Here is a 16360-nt window from a genome sequence, read left to right as displayed (position 1 = left end):
GACGGGAGCAAGAACGATGGCATTTCTCACACCGGATCGGTCGGTCCTGCCGCGCCACGCCCTCGTCATAGGCGGGGAAAAAGAAGCGGGCGGCAGCGGCGCTGCATTTGAACACGTCTATCCGGGCACTGCCGAAGTCACAGCAGAAATGCGGCTGGCCGATGCGGGCGACGTCGACCGCGCCGTCGCCGCAGCGCAGGCAGCCGCCCCGGCATGGCGCGCGATGACGGGCGACAAGCGGCGCGATCTGATGCTGCGCCTTGCCGCGCTGATCGAGGAGAATGCCGCGCAAATGACCCCGCTGCTCTCGATCGAGAACGGCTCCATCATCCTCGCCGGTCCGCACATGAGCGCCGATGCCGCGCAGAAATTCCGCTACTTCGGCGGCTGGGCGGACAAGATCGAGGGCCGCACGGTCAGCACATGGGGCGGTCCCGCCCACGATTACGTGATGTATGAGCCTTACGGCGTGGTGGGGATCATCGTGCCGTGGAACGGGCCGCTGTTCGCGGCGACGATGTGTCTGGCCCCGGCGCTGGCGGCCGGCAACTGCGTGGTGCTGAAAGCGCCGGAGAACGCGCCGTTTTCGCTGATGAAGCTGATGGAAATCATCGGGCAGGCGGGTTTTCCGCCGGGGGTGGTCAACCTCGTTACCGGCGGCCCTGACGTGGGGGCGGCGATGGTCGCGCATCCCGGCATCGGCAAGATCGAATTCATCGGATCGGGCGGTACGGCACGCAAGATCCTTGGCAGCGCGGCGCAGAGCCTGAAGCCGGTGGGCCTGGAACTGGGCGGCAAGTCGGCGGTGCTGGTCTTTGCCGACGCAAACCTTCAGGCAGCGGCGAAGCGCGGGCTGTCCGGTGCGGTCAGCGCCAACGGCCAGGGCTGTGTCAACGGCACGCGGCTGCTGGTGGAGCGCTCGATCTACGAGCCTTACGTGCAGATGCTGGCGGCCATGGCGGGGCACATCAAGGTCGGCGATCCGCTGGCGATGGACACGATCATGGGCCCGGTCATCTCCGAGCCGGCGCTGGAGCGCATTCAGGGCATGGTCGCAGGCGGGATCGCCGACGGCGCGCGCCTCGTCTGCGGCGGCGAGCGACTGGGGGGCGATCATGGCTCCGGCTTCTTCCTGCCGATCACGGTGCTGGCCGACGTCGCGCCGGGCAGCGCCATCGCGCGGAACGAGGTGTTCGGCCCGGTCCTCGTGGTCACGCCGTTTGACAGCGAGGAGGAGGCCGTCTCGCTCGCCAACGACAGCGATTACGGTCTGGGCGCCTATGTCCACACGACCAGCCTGACCCGCGCCCACCGCGTCGCGGGGCAGATGATGGCGGGGCAGGTGCAGGTCAACGGCTCGGGCGAGGCGATGACGCCCTGCGTCCCGTTCGGCGGCATGAAGCATTCGGGCCACGGCCGTCTCGGCGGGATCGAGGCGCTGCGCGAGTTCCAGCAAGTGCGCAACGTCTGGGTCAACCTGCAGGAGTGATGCTGATGCTTGATCCCAAAGACCGCGCCGCCAGTGGTCTCGCCGCCGAGGCGCAGGCGACGGCCCGCAACCCCCGCGAACCGGCGAGCCTGCTGGAGGAATCCTGGCGCGACTTCGTCTGGGCCGAGGTCTGGACCCGTCCCGGCCTGCCGATGCGGCCGCGCCTGATCGTCGCCATGGCCAGCGCGGCGACCTGCGGGCTGGAGGAAAGCCAACTCGACGATTTCGTGCGCGGCGCTCTGGTCGGCGGGCACCTGAGCCTTGCCGAACTGCGCGAGGCGGCGCTGCATCTGGCCGTTTATGCAGGGTGGGGCAACGGCGGCACGCTGGACCGTTCGGTGACGCGCATGGCCGGCGAACTGGCCCTGCCGCCCGCGCATGTACCGGCGATCTGCCCCGAACCCTGGGATGCGCAGGCCCGCAACGATCGCGGCCATGCGGCCTTCGCCAAGGTCATGACCTTTCCGCCGGGGCCGCCAAGCTCGCCCTATCTCCAGGGCATCAACAACTTCGTCTTTGGCGAGATGTGGTGGCGGCCCGGCCTCGACGAAGCCTCGCGGCGTTGGATCACGCTGGTCGGCGTGTGCGAATCGGCGGCCGAGATCCCGATCCGCAGCCACATCCACGCCGCCATGGCGAGCGGCAACTGCACTGGCGAGCAGATGCTCGAATTCGTGCTGCAGTACGGCACCCACGCGGGTTGGCCCAAAGCCTCGCGGATCAATGGGGTGGTGCAGGAGATGATCGGCAAGGTGGCCAAGGGCCTGCCGTGGAACGGCTAGAGCATTACCCAGGCAGGTGTCTTCGCCCAGCGGCCTGGACAATGCGGAAGACAGGGATGGAGAGAACAGCATGAATACCGATATGACCGGCAAGGTCGCGCTTGTTACCGGCGCCGCATCCGGGTTGGGCCGGGCGAGCGCGCTCAAGCTGGCCGAGGCGGGGGCCGATCTCTGGCTCGTCGACGTCAACCCGCAAGGTCTGGCCGAAACCGCCGCGCTGCTGGCGAAGAGCGAGCGGGCAGTGGCGACGCAGGTCGTCGATCTTGCCGATGCAGCAGCCTGCGCGAAGGTGGTGCCCGAGGCGGTGGAGCGGTTCGGGCGGCTCGATGCGCTGTGCAACATTGCCGGGTTGATCTACCTCGTCAACACGCCGGAGATGCCGCAGGAGCAGTATCGGCGCACCATGGCCGTCAATCTCGACGCGCCTTTCGTGCTGTCGCAGGGCGCGATCCCGCACCTGCTGGAAACCAACGGTGCGATCGTCAACGTCGCCTCATGCGCCTCACACATCGGCGAGGCCTATGTCGCGGCCTATTGCGCCAGCAAATGGGGCATCCTGGGCATGACCAAGGCCATGGCGATGGAGTTCCAGAAGGCCCCGATCCGCATCAACGCGGTCGCGCCCGGCGGCATGGTCACCAATATCACGCTCAATTACCGCCCGCCCGAAAACTGCGACATGGAACTGCTCAAGCGATTCTCGGGCATGCGCGGGCAGGTCGAGGTGGACGACGTGGCGGACATGGTCCTGCTGCTGGCCTCCGAGGCCGGGCGCGGTTTCCACGGTGCCTGTATCGACATCGACAAGGGTATCACGGCCGGTTGAGCCGGTCTGCGGGAGTACGAAGATGACATTCACGCTCGATCAGTTCCGCCTCAATGGCAAGGTGGCCGTGGTCACCGGCGCCGGCGGACGCGGCAATTCCATCGGCCGGGCCTATGCCCTGGGCCTTGCAGAGGCGGGGGCGAGCGTCGTCGTCGCCGACCTGAACCTCGAAGGGGCTGAAGCCGTCGCCGCAGAGATCGCGGGCCTCGGCGGCAAGGCGCTGGCAGTGCAGGTGGACGTTGCCGACGAGGCCTCCACCCTCGCCATGGGCAAAGCCGCGTGCGAGGCATTCGGCGGGGTCGACGTGCTGGTCAACAATGCTGCGCTGATGGTCGATATCAGCTACGACAACTGCGAGACGGTGAGCCTGGACGCGTGGAACCGGGCGTTTTCGGTGAACGTTAACGGCGCGCTGCTCTGCGCCCGCGCGGTTATCCCCTCGATGCGCGAGCGCGGAGGCGGGCGGATCGTCAACCAGACCAGCGGCGGTGCGTTCCCGGCGAGCGGGCTTTACGGCATCTCCAAGCTGGCGCTGGTCGGGCTGACCACCACGCTCGCCAAGCAGCTGGGCAAGGACGGCATCACCTGCAATGCCATCGCGCCGGGCAATGTCACCTCGGATGCGGGCAAGCTGCTGGTGCCGGACGATTCGCCGTTCATCCGCTTTCTCGAAATGGCTTGCGCCATCAACCCGCGCGGCGCTCCGGACGAGTTGGTCGGCACGCTGCTGCTGCTCTGCTCGCCGGCGGGGCAGTGGATCACGGGGCAGACCATGCACGTCGACGGTGGCTGGGTGATGCGGCCTTAGAGGAGCGGCCTTAAAGGACGAGCCATCCACATCCCGATCACCCCGCTTCCTTGCGAACGCCTGCGGTTTCTGCGACCAAACCGGACATGGTACCGGCTCTTTTCGGCCTCTCCGGCCTGACCCTCACTGACGACGAGCGTGCGTTCTTCCGCGATGCGGATCCGGCGGGCTACGTCCTGTTCGGCCGCAACGCGCAGAGCCGCGAGCAAGTGCGTGGGCTCACCGATGAACTGCGCAGCCTTCACGGGCGCGACCGGCTGTTCATTTGCGTCGATCAGGAAGGCGGCCGCGTGGTGCGCCTGAAGCCGCCGGTCTGGCCGAAATACCCCCCCGGCGAAGTGTTCGACCGGCTCTACGACCTGGCCCCCGCCAGCGCCATCGAGGCCGCGCGCGCCAATGCCCATGCGCTGGGCCTCGACCTCGCCGAAGCGGGCATCACCGTCGACCTGCACCCCTCGCTCGACGTGCGCCAGCCGGGCGCACACGATGTGGTGGGCGACCGCGCGCTGGGGTCTGAGCCGATGCGCGTCGCCGCGCTGGCCCGCGCGATCCTCGACGGGTTCGCCCGTGCAGGCGTGGCGGGATGCATCAAGCACATCCCCGGCCACGGCCGCGCCATGGCGGACAGCCACAAGGAACTGCCCACCGTCACCGCCTCCGCCGAGGAACTGGAACTGGACATCGCGCCGTTCCGCACCCTCGCCTCGGCGCCGATCGGCATGACCGCGCACGTCCGCTACACCGCGTGGGACGATGAAAACCCCGCCACGCTATCGCCTTTCGTCGTGGGTGAGGTGATCCGCAAACGCATAGGCTTCACCGGCCTGCTGATGAGCGACGACCTCGACATGGAAGCGCTGTCCGGCTCGGTTCCCGAGCGTGCGGCGGGCGCCATCGCGGCCGGCTGCGACCTTGCGCTCAACTGCTGGGCCAAGATGGACGACATGGTCGGCATCGCGAAGACCGTGCCGGTGATGAGCGAACAAGGCCACGCCCGGCTGGACACGGCGCTGGCGGCAACTGGCGAGGCGCACATGGGCGCCGACCACGCCACTCTCATCGCGCAGCGCGACTCGCTGCTGGCACTACGGGCGGCCTGAGGCGTGATCGAGGCTCCGGGCCTGTTCGATGGCTGGGGCGGTGAAGACCGCGCCGAGGCGCAGGACGATGCGCTTTATCTGGAGATCGACGGCTGGGAAGGCCCGCTCGACCTGCTGCTAGACCTTGCGCGGCGGCAGAAGGTGGACCTGCGCACGATCTCGATCCTTGAACTGGTCGACGCCTACCTCACCTATATCGAGCAGGCCGAGGCGCTGCGGCTGGAACTGGCGGCCGACTATCTGGTGATGGCGGCCTGGCTCGCTTACCTGAAATCCGCGCTGCTGCTGCCGCGCGACGAGGCGGAAGATCCCAGCCCGGAGGAAATGGCCCTGCGCCTCCAGATGCGTCTGCAAAGGCTGGGCGCCATGCGCGAGGCGGCGGGGCGGCTGATGGGCCGCAACCGGCTGGGCCGCGATGTCTTCGCGCGCGGCGCACCCGAGGGGCTGCGCGTCGATCGCAAGTCGCTGTGGCAGTGTTCTTGGTACGACCTCGTGCGGGCTTATGGCGATGTGAAGGTCCGCTCCGAACCAGTGGTCCACATGGTACGCGAGCGGATGGTGATGACGCTGGACAGCGCGATCCAGCGGGTGTCCTCGATGCTGGGCGTGGCGATCGACTGGATGGACCTGCGCGATTTCCTGCCGCCCGCGCACGATACCTGGGCCGACCCGCGGCTGCGGCGCTCGGCGCTGGCCTCCAGCTTCGTCGCGGCGCTGGAGCTGGCGCGCACCGGCAAGGCGGAAATCGTGCAGGACGAGACGTTCGGACCTCTGCGGCTCCGGGCGGTGAAGCCGTGATCGCTGCGGAAGCCCCCGACGACCTCGTCCGCGCCGTGGAAGCCACGCTGTTCGCGGCCGAGGAGCCGATGAGCGCCGAACAGATCGCGCTCCACCTCGGCTTCGGCGAAAAGGGTGCGGGCCAGGTGCGTCCCGCCATTGCCGAACTTGCCCGCCATTACGAAGGGCGCGGCATTCTGCTCGTGGAGCGCGGCAAGCGCTGGCACTTCGAGACCGCGCCCGATCTTGCCCACCTCCTGCGCCGCGAGAAGGAGGAATTGCGCCGCCTGTCCCGCGCGGCCACCGAGGTGCTAGCAATCGTCGCATATCACGAGCCGGTCAGCCGCGCCGAGATCGAGGCGATTCGCGGCGTGCAGACCGCCAAGGGCACGCTCGACGTGCTGATGGAAGCGGGCTGGGTGCGCGTGGCCGGACGGCGAGAGGTGCCCGGCCGCCCGGTCATCTATGCGACGACGCTGGTGTTCCTGGATCACTTCGGGCTGGGTACGCTCAGGGAACTGCCCGGCATCGACGAACTGCGCGCCGCAGGCCTGCTCGATCCCGTCGACGAAGACATGATCGAGGCGGTTCTGGGGCCCGCAAATGTCCGCAAGACGGATGAACCCGAATCCGATCCTGACTAAGGTATGACGGGCGCAGGTCATAACCATGACGGGCTGGCAACTTGCCGACAAAGCGCCTAGATGAGGGGCGTGACGGTCGATATCGACCATGTGTTTTGGAGTTGAGGTTATGGGTAGCTTCTCGATCTGGCACTGGCTGATCGTTCTGGTGATCGTGCTCGTGCTGTTCGGACGCGGCCGCGTGTCGGAAATCATGGGTGACTTCGGCAAGGGCATCAAAAGCTTCAAGGACGGCATGAACGAGGAAGAGGCCAAGAAGGCCGCTTCGTCGACGCCCTCGACGCCGCCCGTGCAGATTGCCAAGCCGCAGGATGAAGTCGCGGTGCCGACCGAAACCAAGAACGAGCAGGTTTGAGCGAGCCGGACTGACAGGCGATGTTCGACGTTGGCGCATCCGAACTGCTGTTGATCGTGATCGTGGCGGTCGTCGTCATCGGTCCCAAGGACATGCCGATGGCCTTGCGCACGGCTGGCCGCTGGATCGGCAAGATGCGCAAGGTCTCGAACCACTTCCGCTCCGGGCTTGATGCCATGGTGCGCGAGGCGGAACTCGAGGACATGGAGCGCAAGTGGCGGGAGCAGAACGAGGCGATCATGAAGGCCAGCCCGCAGCTGCCCAGCATGAACCCGACTGCCGACGACATGCAGGCTCCGGTGGCTTCCAATTCGGCTCCGTACATGCAGGACGATCCGGTATCGCAGGACCACGCCGTTTTGCAGGACCATAAGGTCAGGGACGGGGCGAACGCGACAAGCGAAGAGCCCCGGCAGGCCGAAATGCACCTGCCTCCGCCGCCGCCTTGAGGCAAAAGCCATGAAGCCGTTCCGCGTAGCCGACATCGACGAAACCCAGGCCCCCCTGCTCGAACATCTGGTCGAGCTGCGGGGCCGGCTGCTGCGCGCCTTCCTGGCCTTCGCTGTGGCGTTCGGTGTGTGCTTCTATTTTTCGAGCGACATCTTCTCGTTCCTGGTCCGGCCGCTGACCGAGGCGTTTCCGCCGGGGCAGGGCCGGCTGATCTACACCAAGCTCTACGAGGCGTTTTTCGTCGAAGTGAAGATCGCGATGTTCGCGGCCTTCTTCGTCAGCTTCCCGGTGATCGCCAACCAGATCTGGGCCTTCGTGGCACCGGGTCTCTACGCGAAGGAGAAGAAGGCTTTCCTTCCCTTCCTCATCGCAACGCCGATCCTGTTCACGATGGGCGCAGCGTTGGCCTATTACGTGGTCATGCCCACCGCCTTCCACTTTTTCCTGGGTTTCCAGGGTCAGAAGGGCGGGCTCAAGCTGGAGGCACTGCCCGGCACCGGTGATTATCTGGCGCTGGTGATGCAGTTCATCCTGGCCTTCGGGATCAGCTTCCTGCTGCCGGTGCTGCTGATGCTGCTCAACCGCGCGGGCATCGTGACGCGCGCGCAGTGCGTGGCGGCGCGGCGTTATGCGATCGTCGGCGTGTTCATCGTCGCTGCCGTGGCGACGCCGCCCGACGTGATCTCGCAGCTGATGCTTGCGATCCCGCTACTGCTACTGTTCGAGGGCACGCTGGTCCTCATGTGGTTCACCGAACGCCGCGAAGCCAAAGAGCGCGCAGCCGAGGAAAAGGCCATCGAGAAGAACGCGGAAGCAGCCGGCAAGGCCGTCGCGGAGTAAGTGCTCCGGTCCGTGCCCCGGCAGGCTCAGCCTGAGCGGAATTTCAGAATAACGGGAATAAGGCCAGCGGGGACGGGGCGACAATCGCTCCTGCCCCGCTGATCTTGAGCTTGTCGAAGGACTACAGCTGTTGCTGCGGTCTAGCGGCCCTGCGCGCCATTGGCGGGTTCCGGCCTCGGGTCACGCTCGCGCCGCACTCCGGCCTTGCCGCCGTCCTGCGCCGCCGACCATGCCAGCTTGCCGCCGATCCAGGTTTCCAGCACCCGCGTCGAGCGGACCTGCTCCGGCGCTGCCGTCATCGGATCGTTGTCGACGAAAAGGAAATCCGCGCGGTATCCTTTGGCGATGCGGCCAAGGCGATCTTCGGCGAACAGGGAGTAGGCCGCGCCCGTGGTATAGGCTGCCAGCGCCGCCTCGCGCGAAAGCACTTCCTGCGGCTGCCAGCCGCCGGCAGGTTGACCGTCGGCGCCCGTGCGGCTGATCGCGACCGCGAAGCCCTCGAAGGGATGGGCCGGTTCGACCGGGGTATCGGACCCGAAGGCCAGCGTCGCGCCTGCCGCCGAGATCGATTTCCACGCATAGGCCCCGGCCAGCCGCGCAGGGCCCAGCCGGGCCTCGGCCATGGTGCGGTCGGAAGCTTCGTGCTGGGGCTGCATCGAGGCGATCACCCCGTTGCGGCCAAATCGCGGAATATCGGCGGGGTCGACGATCTGCGCATGTTCGATGCGCCAGCGCCGGTCGCCCTTGTAGGTGGCGGACAGTTCTTCGATCGAATCCAGCACGGTCGCATTGGCTTCGTCGCCGATGGCATGGACGGCGACCTGGAAGTTGTCGATCGCCGCGCGGCTCATCAGGTTGCCCAGTTGCGTCTGGCTCATCCGGGCCAGGCCCTTCGCCTTGGCGTCGTCGGCGTAAGGCGCCTTGAGCCAGGCGCCGCGCGATCCCAGCGCGCCGTCGAGATAGAATTTGACCCCGTTCATCTTTAGCCGGTCTTCATAAAGCCACTGCGTCGGCCTTGGGCCGCCGATCAGGCTCATGTTATCGATCCCGGCCGCATAGGAGACGATGCGCACGCGCAGGTCCCCCCTGTCGGCGGCGCGGCGGAAGGCCTGCCAGTCCTCGATCGTGGTGCCCATATCGGCGATGGTGGTGACGCCTGCGGCGAGCAGCGCAAGCTGCGCCTCGCCCAGCGCCGAATCGCGGTCATCGGGTCGGGGGTGCGGCAGCTTGGCTTCGATCAGCGCGGTGGCCGCGTCGATGAGTACGCCGGCCGGGGCCCTGGAGCCCGCCGTGCGCAGGATCTGGCCGCCTGCCGGGTCAGCGCTGGCGGCGCTTACACCGGCGGCGGAAAGCGCGGCGGAGTTTGCCCAGCCGGCATGGCCGTCGACGCGGACGAGCCAGGCGGGCTTGCCGCCGGTCACCTGGTCCAGCTCGGCGGCGGTGGGCATGCGGTCGGGGCCGCTGCCGTCCTTGTTCCAGCTCGCCTGGTTCCAGCCGCTGCCCAGCACCCAGGGCGCCTCGGGATGGGCGGCTACCCATGCCGCGACGCGCGACAGGGCCTCGTCCAGCGATTTGGCGGCGGAAAGGTCCAGCGTCATTTTCGCAAAGCCGGTGGCCATGACGTGCCCATGGGCATCAATCATGCCGGGCACGACCACGCGGCCCTTGCCGTCGACCTGATAGTCGACCTTCTTGGGCCGCTTGTCGCCGCGGTGGAAGACCTGCAGGACATGGCCGTCAGGGCCGATCAGGAAGCCTTCGAAATGATCAATGCCGCCCTTGCCGTCGGCGCTGACGCCTTCAACGTTGTCGACCAGGATATCGGCAAGGGCCGGAGACGCGAAAAAGGTAGCCGTCAGGGCAGTCCCGGCGAGCAGCGCAGTGGCTGCCGCAATGCTATGCTTCACTTCTTGCCCTTCTTGGGGAGGCGCTTGATGATCGCGCTGGTATCGAGACGGCCGCCGCCCATCGCCTGCAGGTCGGCGAAGAACTGGTCGACCAGCGCCGCCACCGGCAGCGAGACGCCAAGCCCGCGCCCTTCCTCAAGGCTGAGGCCCAGATCCTTGCGCATCCAGTCGATCGCGAAGCCGAAGTCGAATTCGTCGGCGTCCATGGTCTTGAGGCGGTTGTCCATCTGCCAGGACTGGGCGGCCCCGCCGGAAATGGCCTCGTAGACCTTTTCCATGTCGAGGTGCGATGCCTGCGCGAAACGCACGGCCTCTGCCAGCGCGGCGACGTTGCCGGCGATGCAGATCTGGTTGGCCATCTTGGCGATCTGGCCCGAGCCGGGCTTGCCGACATGGACGATACGGGTGGAATAGCCTTCCATGATCGGGCGTGCGGCCTCGATCGCGTCGTCGCGCCCGCCGCACATCAGGGTAAGGGTGCCCTTTTCCGCGCCGATCTGCGATCCCGTCATTGGCGCGTCGACGCAGTGGACCTTGAGATCACGCGCCTCGACCGAGATCTGCCGCGCGATCCGGGCCGAAACGGTGGTATGGTCGATGAACACGCCGCCCTTCTTCAGCATGCGGAATACGCCGTTGGGGCCCAGCACCACGTCGGCAAGGTCGTCGTCGTTGCCCACGCAGGTGATGACCACATCGGCATCCTGCGCGGCGTGCGCCGGGTTGGCGGCGATGCGGTGGGCAAGGCCCGGGTTGTCGGCATTCCACTTGCGCGCGCGTTCGGGCGAGCGGTTGTAGATCGTCAGTTCGTGACCGGCTTCGGCAATGTGGCGCGCGATCGCGCCGCCCATCGTCCCCAGCCCGAGGAAGGAAACCTTGCGGCGCTCTATGGTGGTGTCGCTCATGGAACGCGTTCTAGCGGGTTTTGGGCAAAAGCAAACCGCCCAGGCACTACCGTGCGGGCAAGCGTGCTTTCAATTCGCCGTGGTTTCCGGTAGTCGCGCCGTCATGGACCAGACAGTGCTCACCATCGCTCCCGGAGCGGCCGAGGCCGCCCCGCTGACCGCAGCCGACGTTCGCGCGGCGGCGGAGCGAATTTCGGGCAAGGTCGTGCGGACGCCGACGCTGCACAGCGCGACATTGAGCGCGATCACCGGCGCCGACATCTGGCTCAAGTTCGAGAACCTCCAGTTTACCGCCGCCTACAAGGAGCGCGGCGCGCTCAACGCGCTGCTGCTGCTGCCCGAAGAAGCGAAATCGCGCGGCGTGATCGCGGCCTCTGCCGGCAATCACGCGCAGGGCCTCAGCTATCACGGCACCCGGCTTGGCGTGCCCGTAACCATCGTCATGCCCAAGACCACGCCGACGGTGAAGGTCATGCAGACCGAGAGCGTGGGCGGCAAGGTCGTACTCCACGGCGAGAGTTTCGACGAGGCTTATGAACACGCGCGCAAGCTCGAAGGCGAGCTGGGCCTGACCTTCATCCACCCCTTCGACGACCCGCATGTGGCGGCAGGGCAAGGCACCGTCGCGCTGGAAATGCTGGAAGACGTGCCCGATCTCGACACGCTGGTGCTGCCGGTGGGCGGCGGCGGCCTGTCCTCGGGCATGGGCACCGTGGCGCGCGGTATCAAGCCGGATATCCGGCTGGTCGGCGTCGAGGCGCAGCTCTACCCCTCGATGTACAATCTGCTCAAGGGCACTACCCTGCCGATCGGCGGCGATACGCTGGCCGAGGGTATCGCGGTGATCGTGCCGGGGCTGATGACCTCCAAGCTGCTGCGCGGCCTGCTGGACGAATTCCTGCTGGTCAGTGAATCCCAGATCGAGAGCGCGCTGGCGCTGCTGCTGCAGATCGAGAAGACTCTGGTAGAGGGCGCCGGCGCCGCCGGTCTCGCCGCCGTGATGAACAATCGCGAGCTGTTCGAGGGGCGCAAGGTCGGCATCGTTCTTTCGGGTGGCAATATCGACACCCGCCTGCTTGCCAACGTGCTGCTGCGCGATCTTGCCCGCTCGGGCCGTCTCGCCCGCCTCAAAATCGGCCTGCAGGACCGCGCCGGCGCCCTGTTCAAGGTCGCCAAGGTGTTCCATGAGCACAATGTGAACATCATCGAGGTGTTCCATCAGCGCATCTTCACGCACCTGCCCGCCAAGGGTCTCGTCACCGAGATCGAATGCGAGGCGCGTGACAAGGCGCAGCTCGACGCTCTCGTCTCCGCCCTGCGGCGTGAGGGCTACGAAGTGAAGCAGGTCGAGACCGAATAGAGTTTGCACGGGGCCGGCAGTGAGTTAATCTTTAGCCTGCCCCGACGTGCCGAATTGGCACGGATACAGGCCATTACCGCCGGACTGGTGCGATTTGGATACAGCCCGGTCGGTTTTTGTAGTTAAAAGACTCGCAACGCGCTGCAGCGGCATGCATATTTCGGGGGTAGAGGCGGACCACGCGCCGGCATAACGCAAGAGGAAGACCAAGTTCGGTGACGGCTCCGGTTCGATTTCCACGCTTTTTCGTGACCAGCCCGGCGCCGTGTCCGTATCTCCCGGGGCGTAGCGAGCGCAAGGTTTTCACCGAGCTGAAGGGCCCGCACGCCGATTCGCTCAATGATGCGCTGGGCCGCATCGGGTTTCGCCGCAGCCAGACCGTCGCCTACCGCCCCTCCTGCATAGACTGCAACGCCTGCGTATCGGTGCGGGTCGTCACCGGGGAGTTCGTCGCCTCGTCCTCGCAGAAGCGCACGCTCAAGGCCTATGGTGACCTGATCGCCACCGTCTGCCGGCCGTGGTCCACCAGCGAGCAGTTCGAGTTGCTGCAGCGCTATCTCTCGGTGCGCCACCCCGAAGGTGGAATGACGACGATGGACGAAGTCGACTTTGCCGACATGGTGGAGCACACCCCCGTCACCAGCTACGTGATCGAGTACCGCGAACCCTCCGTCGACGGCGTCGTGCCGGGCCGCCTCGTCGGCGCCTGCCTGACCGACCGCCAGTGCGACGGGCTCTCGATGATCTACTCCTTCTACGATCCGCACTACGAAGGGCGGCAGGGGCTGGGCAATTTCATCATCCTCGATCACATCCGCCGCGCCGAAGAGATGGGGCTGGCCTATGTCTACCTGGGTTACTGGGTCGAAGGCTCACCGCGTATGCAGTACAAGGTGCGCTACCGGCCGATGGAAAAGCTCGGTCGCTCGGGGTGGGAACGGATCGACCCTGCCGACCAGGACCGCCTGATCGCGGCAGCCGTCGCCAATCCCCGCAGCCGCGATGACGCGGCCGGTCCGAAGGACGGTATGCCTGCCATCACCAAGGGCTGACAGACCCGGTCCTTGGCAGAGGCTGGATTCCTTCGTTACGCTCGCAATGGCTTGCTAAACGGCGCGCTGCTCCGCTAACAGCACGTCACTCGCAAGGACCCGGTGAAAATCCGGGTGGCTATTCCGGCCGCCGATCCGCCGGACAACGTCACACATCACCCAGTTTCAAGCGCGCCCAGATGCGTGCCGTGTGGCTTCTTGTGGAATTTTCCCATGTCCAATTCGATTGCCCGCTATCGGCGGCAGTGGTTTACAAATGGCGTCGGTGTACGCCGTGACGTTCTGGCCGGCGTGGTCGTCGCGCTGGCGCTGATCCCGGAGGCCATCGGTTTTTCGATCATCGCCGGAGTCGATCCGCGCGTGGGGCTCTATGCATCGGTGGCGATCGCCATGGTCATCGCCTGCATCGGCGGGCGGACCGGCATGATCTCCGCGGCAACCGCCTCCGTGGCGGTTCTGGTGACGCCGCTGGTGCGTGACCACGGCGTGGAATACCTCTTTGCCGCAACGATTCTGATGGGCCTGTTCCAGGCGATCGCCGGCCTGCTGCGGCTGGACCTGTTGATGCAGTTCGTTTCGCGTTCGGTCATCACCGGCTTCGTCAATGCGCTCGCCATCCTGATCTTCATGGCGCAGATGCCCCAGCTTACCGATGTGGGCTGGCAGACGTATGCCATGGTCGCGGGCGGGCTTGCGGTCATCTACCTGTTTCCGCGCGTGACCAAAGCGGTGCCCTCGCCGCTTGTTTCGATCCTGCTGCTCACGGCGATCAGCATCGGCATGGGCCTGCCGGTTCACACCGTGGGCGACATGGGCAAGCTGCCCGAGGGCCTGCCCAGCTTTGCGCTGCCGCAGGTGCCGCTGACGTTCGAGACCCTGCGCATCATCGCCCCGTTTTCGCTGACGATGGCGGCGGTCGGACTGCTGGAATCCATGCTGACGGCGCAGATCGTCGATGACATGACCGACACCGACAGCGACAAGAAGCGCGAATGCATGGGCCAGGGCGGCGCCAATGTCGTCGCGGCATTGCTGGGCGGCATGGGCGGCTGCGCGATGATCGGGCAGTCGGTAATCAACGTGACGTCGGGCGGGCGAGGCCGGCTTTCCACGTTCGTTGCGGGCGCTTTCCTGCTGTTTCTGCTCGCGGTGCTGGGCCCTTACGTGGGGCGGGTGCCAATGCCGGCTCTGGTGGCGGTGATGATCATGGTGTCGATCGGGACCTTCAGCTGGAGTTCGATCACCAACCTGCGCCGTCATCCGCCGACGTCCTCTGTGGTGATGCTGGTGACGGTCGTGGTCGTCGTCGCCACGCAGGATCTCTCGCTGGGCGTGCTTTCGGGCGTGCTGCTTTCGGGCATATTCTTTGCGGGCAAGGTTCAGCGCATGTTCGCAGTGGAGCGCGAGATATCGCCCCAAGGCGCGACCTACCGCGTCTCAGGGCAGATATTCTTCGCCTCGGTCGAGCGCTTCACCCGTGCCTTCCAGTCCGAAGACAGTCCCGGCCACATCTTGATCGACGTGTCGAAGGCCCACTTCTGGGATATCTCCGCTGTCGGCGCACTGGACAAGATCGTCGCGCGCCTGCGCCGCGAAGGTCGTAGCGTCGAGGTGATTGGCTACAACGAAGCCAGTGCCGATATCGTCGACCGCTTCGCCCTGCACGACAAGACCGGGGTGGAGATCGGCGCCGCCCCGCACTGAGGTTTTTCCATTGCGGGGAGGCGGCGACCCTAGCGCTTCTTGCCTTTCACTGCGTTGAGCGCTGCGGCCTCCACCAGCAGCGCTTTCAGCGCCGGTTCGTCGATCACGTCACCTTCGTGCAGGTCGATGGCCCGGCGCACGTTGCCGTCGAGACTGGCGTTGAACAGGTGCTTCGGGTCTTCGAGCGCCGCTCCTTTGGCAAAGGTCAGCTTGACGGCGGCCTTGTAGGTCTCGCCGGTGCAGACGATGCCGCCGTGATACCATGTCGGCACGCCGCGCCATTTCCATTCCTCGACCACACCCGGAAGCGCTTCGAGAACAAGCGCGCGTACTTTCGCCAGCGTATCGCCACGCCAGTCGCCCAGTTCGGCGATGCGTTCGTCGATATGCCGGGCGGGTGATTTCTGGTCCTCGGCTGGCTCGGTCATGGCGTTCCGTAGAGCTTGGCCTCTTCGGCGCGGCGCGACTTGAGGCCGTTCATTGGCTTTCCGTCGTTGTAGATCCACTTGCCGAACTGTTCCTGCGCCTGGGCGAACTTGCCCTGCTTGTGCAGGCTGCCCAGCGTCGACTTGCGGATCGCCCCGGTATTGTAGTGGAACGAAACCAGCGCGTCGAACTGGTTCTGCGTGGTTGCCGCCGTGCCGAGGAAGGTGGCCACTTCGTTCACGTAGGCGACCATGTCGATGTCGAAGCGGGCATCGCACTGGGTCTGGTCCCAGATCACACCCTTCTTCACGTCCGCGCCGGTGGAGCCCCAGCCGATCGTCCAGGGCTTGCCGTCGGCGCTGCCGGGGTCGGGGTAGGCGGAGAAAGTCCCATCTGCGCGGCGGGTGGCGCAGCCCTCCCATTTCTTGATGAGCCTGGCGCCCGGTGCGCCCAGCGAAGCGCCGGTGGACGCAGGCGCAAGCGCGGGCGTCGGCGCAGGTTCCGGGGCTTCGCTGGCGGGGAGGGCGCCGCCTGCAAGGTCGATGGCCTTGTCCAGTGCGTTGACCTCGGTCTGGGTGAAGCTGCGGCCCAGCATCTTTCGAACCGCATCGAAAACGGGCTTTCTGTTCATGAACAACTTCCTTTCACGACATGACTGCACGAAGTATCGCGGGCAGAAGTGACTGCCCGGGTGCGCCCGAATGTGTTGGAAGCGGTCTTCACTACCGCCGTTAGTGCTGACCGGTCCTTTTCGGGCAGCCGTTTGATTAAGCCTGAGCGCAGTCTGTAGGAAAGCGGATTCTGCATGAGGTTGCAGCGGGGCGGCAAATGTCATCGGTTGTACCGGGTGACGGAAGCGACCCCCACGAAAAAGGGCGCCCGGATTTCTCCGGGCGCCCCACTCGGCGAACTGGTCGCCAGCTTCAGATCGCGGG

General features: G+C 66.2%; 17 protein-coding genes and 1 other annotated feature. Of the genes, 13 read left to right on the top strand and 4 right to left on the bottom strand.

The genetic code is table 11. From position 1 onward, the window contains the following. The first annotated feature begins 16 nt into the window (after window positions 1-16). The 10 genes from GVL61_RS05220 (at window position 17) to tatC (ending at window position 8071) form a co-directional block, all read left to right on the top strand. Complete coding sequence (locus GVL61_RS05220; RefSeq protein WP_159977695.1) at window positions 17-1489, top strand: aldehyde dehydrogenase; 1473 nt, start codon at window positions 17-19, stop codon at window positions 1487-1489. Window positions 1490-1494: 5 nt separating this feature from the next. Then, window positions 1495-2271, top strand: a complete 777-nt coding sequence (locus tag GVL61_RS05215; protein WP_235037531.1) for a carboxymuconolactone decarboxylase family protein — start codon at window positions 1495-1497, stop codon at window positions 2269-2271. Window positions 2272-2341: 70 nt separating this feature from the next. Beyond that, window positions 2342-3097, top strand: coding sequence for an SDR family NAD(P)-dependent oxidoreductase (locus GVL61_RS05210; protein WP_159977691.1), 756 nt, complete (start codon window positions 2342-2344; stop codon window positions 3095-3097). A gap of 22 nt (window positions 3098-3119) precedes the next feature. Further along, window positions 3120-3905, top strand: a complete 786-nt coding sequence (locus tag GVL61_RS05205) for an SDR family oxidoreductase (RefSeq protein ID WP_159977689.1) — start codon at window positions 3120-3122, stop codon at window positions 3903-3905. An 86-nt stretch (window positions 3906-3991) separates the two neighbouring features. Beyond that, window positions 3992-5005 carry a beta-N-acetylhexosaminidase gene (gene nagZ / locus GVL61_RS05200; protein WP_159977687.1) on the top strand — a complete coding sequence of 338 codons (1014 nt, stop codon included), beginning with the start codon at window positions 3992-3994 and terminating at the stop codon, window positions 5003-5005. Between the two features lie 6 nt (window positions 5006-5011). Then, the gene (locus GVL61_RS05195; RefSeq protein ID WP_235037540.1) at window positions 5012-5803 is read left to right on the top strand and encodes a ScpA family protein; all 792 of its coding nucleotides are present in this window, start codon (window positions 5012-5014) and stop codon (window positions 5801-5803) included. Beyond that, the gene (gene scpB, locus GVL61_RS05190) at window positions 5800-6426 is read left to right on the top strand and encodes an SMC-Scp complex subunit ScpB (protein WP_255456481.1); all 627 of its coding nucleotides are present in this window, start codon (window positions 5800-5802) and stop codon (window positions 6424-6426) included. Before GVL61_RS05195 ends, scpB begins: the two co-directional genes overlap by 4 nt. A 109-nt stretch (window positions 6427-6535) precedes the next feature. After that, the gene (locus GVL61_RS05185; protein ID WP_159977683.1) at window positions 6536-6781 is read left to right on the top strand and encodes a twin-arginine translocase TatA/TatE family subunit; all 246 of its coding nucleotides are present in this window, start codon (window positions 6536-6538) and stop codon (window positions 6779-6781) included. A 20-nt stretch (window positions 6782-6801) separates the two neighbouring features. Beyond that, complete coding sequence (gene tatB, locus GVL61_RS05180; RefSeq protein WP_159977681.1) at window positions 6802-7230, top strand: Sec-independent protein translocase protein TatB; 429 nt, start codon at window positions 6802-6804, stop codon at window positions 7228-7230. Between the two features lie 10 nt (window positions 7231-7240). Next, on the top strand, window positions 7241-8071 hold the full coding sequence (gene tatC / locus GVL61_RS05175) for a twin-arginine translocase subunit TatC (RefSeq protein ID WP_159977679.1): 831 nt from the start codon (window positions 7241-7243) through the stop codon (window positions 8069-8071). 140 nt (window positions 8072-8211) lie between these two features. Here the strand turns inward: tatC and GVL61_RS05170 are convergent, their stop codons facing one another. Together GVL61_RS05170 and GVL61_RS05165 are read right to left on the bottom strand one after the other, a co-directional pair. Further along, window positions 8212-9978, bottom strand: coding sequence for an amidohydrolase (locus tag GVL61_RS05170; protein ID WP_200844671.1), 1767 nt, complete (start codon window positions 9976-9978; stop codon window positions 8212-8214). Continuing rightward, on the bottom strand, window positions 9975-10883 hold the full coding sequence (locus GVL61_RS05165; protein WP_159977677.1) for an NAD(P)-dependent oxidoreductase: 909 nt from the start codon (window positions 10881-10883) through the stop codon (window positions 9975-9977). Before GVL61_RS05165 ends, GVL61_RS05170 begins: the two co-directional genes overlap by 4 nt. A 103-nt stretch (window positions 10884-10986) precedes the next feature. Here GVL61_RS05165 and GVL61_RS05160 point away from each other — a divergent pair, with 103 nt between their 5' ends. The 3 genes from GVL61_RS05160 to GVL61_RS05150 all read left to right on the top strand — a co-directional run bounded on the left by GVL61_RS05160 (window position 10987) and on the right by GVL61_RS05150 (window position 14999). After that, complete coding sequence (locus GVL61_RS05160) at window positions 10987-12243, top strand: threonine ammonia-lyase (RefSeq protein ID WP_159977675.1); 1257 nt, start codon at window positions 10987-10989, stop codon at window positions 12241-12243. A gap of 215 nt (window positions 12244-12458) precedes the next feature. Further along, window positions 12459-13295, top strand: a complete 837-nt coding sequence (locus tag GVL61_RS05155) for an arginyltransferase (protein WP_159977673.1) — start codon at window positions 12459-12461, stop codon at window positions 13293-13295. Window positions 13296-13387: 92 nt separating this feature from the next. Continuing rightward, window positions 13388-13443: a sequence feature (sul1 is cis-regulatory element that is thought to sense ions involved in sulfur or methionine metabolism; They are found in Alphaproteobacteria), on the top strand. 65 nt (window positions 13444-13508) lie between these two features. Continuing rightward, window positions 13509-14999 carry a SulP family inorganic anion transporter gene (locus GVL61_RS05150; RefSeq protein WP_159977671.1) on the top strand — a complete coding sequence of 497 codons (1491 nt, stop codon included), beginning with the start codon at window positions 13509-13511 and terminating at the stop codon, window positions 14997-14999. Between the two features lie 29 nt (window positions 15000-15028). Here the strand turns inward: GVL61_RS05150 and GVL61_RS05145 are convergent, their stop codons facing one another. Next, window positions 15029-15427 carry a DUF1801 domain-containing protein gene (locus tag GVL61_RS05145; protein ID WP_159977669.1) on the bottom strand — a complete coding sequence of 133 codons (399 nt, stop codon included), beginning with the start codon at window positions 15425-15427 and terminating at the stop codon, window positions 15029-15031. Then, window positions 15424-16056 carry a lysozyme gene (locus tag GVL61_RS05140; RefSeq protein WP_159977667.1) on the bottom strand — a complete coding sequence of 211 codons (633 nt, stop codon included), beginning with the start codon at window positions 16054-16056 and terminating at the stop codon, window positions 15424-15426. Before GVL61_RS05140 ends, GVL61_RS05145 begins: the two co-directional genes overlap by 4 nt. Between the last annotated feature and the right edge of the window lie 304 nt (window positions 16057-16360).

The sequence above is a fragment of the Novosphingobium sp. 18050 genome (genome assembly GCF_902706195.1).
Classification (GTDB): Bacteria; Pseudomonadota; Alphaproteobacteria; order Sphingomonadales; family Sphingomonadaceae; genus Novosphingobium.
Note: the sequence above shows the minus strand (reverse complement) of the source record. Positions and strands in the feature narration are given on the sequence as shown.

What these genes read in the sequence shown, in the direction of transcription:
- GVL61_RS05165 (WP_159977677.1), bottom strand. Translation starts at nt 10,883, where the DNA reads ATGAGCGACACCACCATAGAGCGCCGCAAGGTTTCCTTCCTCGGGCTG.
- GVL61_RS05150 (WP_159977671.1), top strand. Translation starts at nt 13,509, where the DNA reads ATGTCCAATTCGATTGCCCGCTATCGGCGGCAGTGGTTTACAAATGGC.
- GVL61_RS05220 (WP_159977695.1), top strand. Translation starts at nt 17, where the DNA reads ATGGCATTTCTCACACCGGATCGGTCGGTCCTGCCGCGCCACGCCCTC.
- GVL61_RS05145 (WP_159977669.1), bottom strand. Translation starts at nt 15,427, where the DNA reads ATGACCGAGCCAGCCGAGGACCAGAAATCACCCGCCCGGCATATCGAC.
- GVL61_RS05160 (WP_159977675.1), top strand. Translation starts at nt 10,987, where the DNA reads ATGGACCAGACAGTGCTCACCATCGCTCCCGGAGCGGCCGAGGCCGCC.
- GVL61_RS05215 (WP_235037531.1), top strand. Translation starts at nt 1,495, where the DNA reads ATGCTTGATCCCAAAGACCGCGCCGCCAGTGGTCTCGCCGCCGAGGCG.
- tatB (WP_159977681.1), top strand. Translation starts at nt 6,802, where the DNA reads ATGTTCGACGTTGGCGCATCCGAACTGCTGTTGATCGTGATCGTGGCG.
- GVL61_RS05205 (WP_159977689.1), top strand. Translation starts at nt 3,120, where the DNA reads ATGACATTCACGCTCGATCAGTTCCGCCTCAATGGCAAGGTGGCCGTG.
- GVL61_RS05140 (WP_159977667.1), bottom strand. Translation starts at nt 16,056, where the DNA reads ATGAACAGAAAGCCCGTTTTCGATGCGGTTCGAAAGATGCTGGGCCGC.
- nagZ (WP_159977687.1), top strand. Translation starts at nt 3,992, where the DNA reads ATGGTACCGGCTCTTTTCGGCCTCTCCGGCCTGACCCTCACTGACGAC.
- GVL61_RS05185 (WP_159977683.1), top strand. Translation starts at nt 6,536, where the DNA reads ATGGGTAGCTTCTCGATCTGGCACTGGCTGATCGTTCTGGTGATCGTG.
- GVL61_RS05210 (WP_159977691.1), top strand. Translation starts at nt 2,342, where the DNA reads ATGAATACCGATATGACCGGCAAGGTCGCGCTTGTTACCGGCGCCGCA.
- tatC (WP_159977679.1), top strand. Translation starts at nt 7,241, where the DNA reads ATGAAGCCGTTCCGCGTAGCCGACATCGACGAAACCCAGGCCCCCCTG.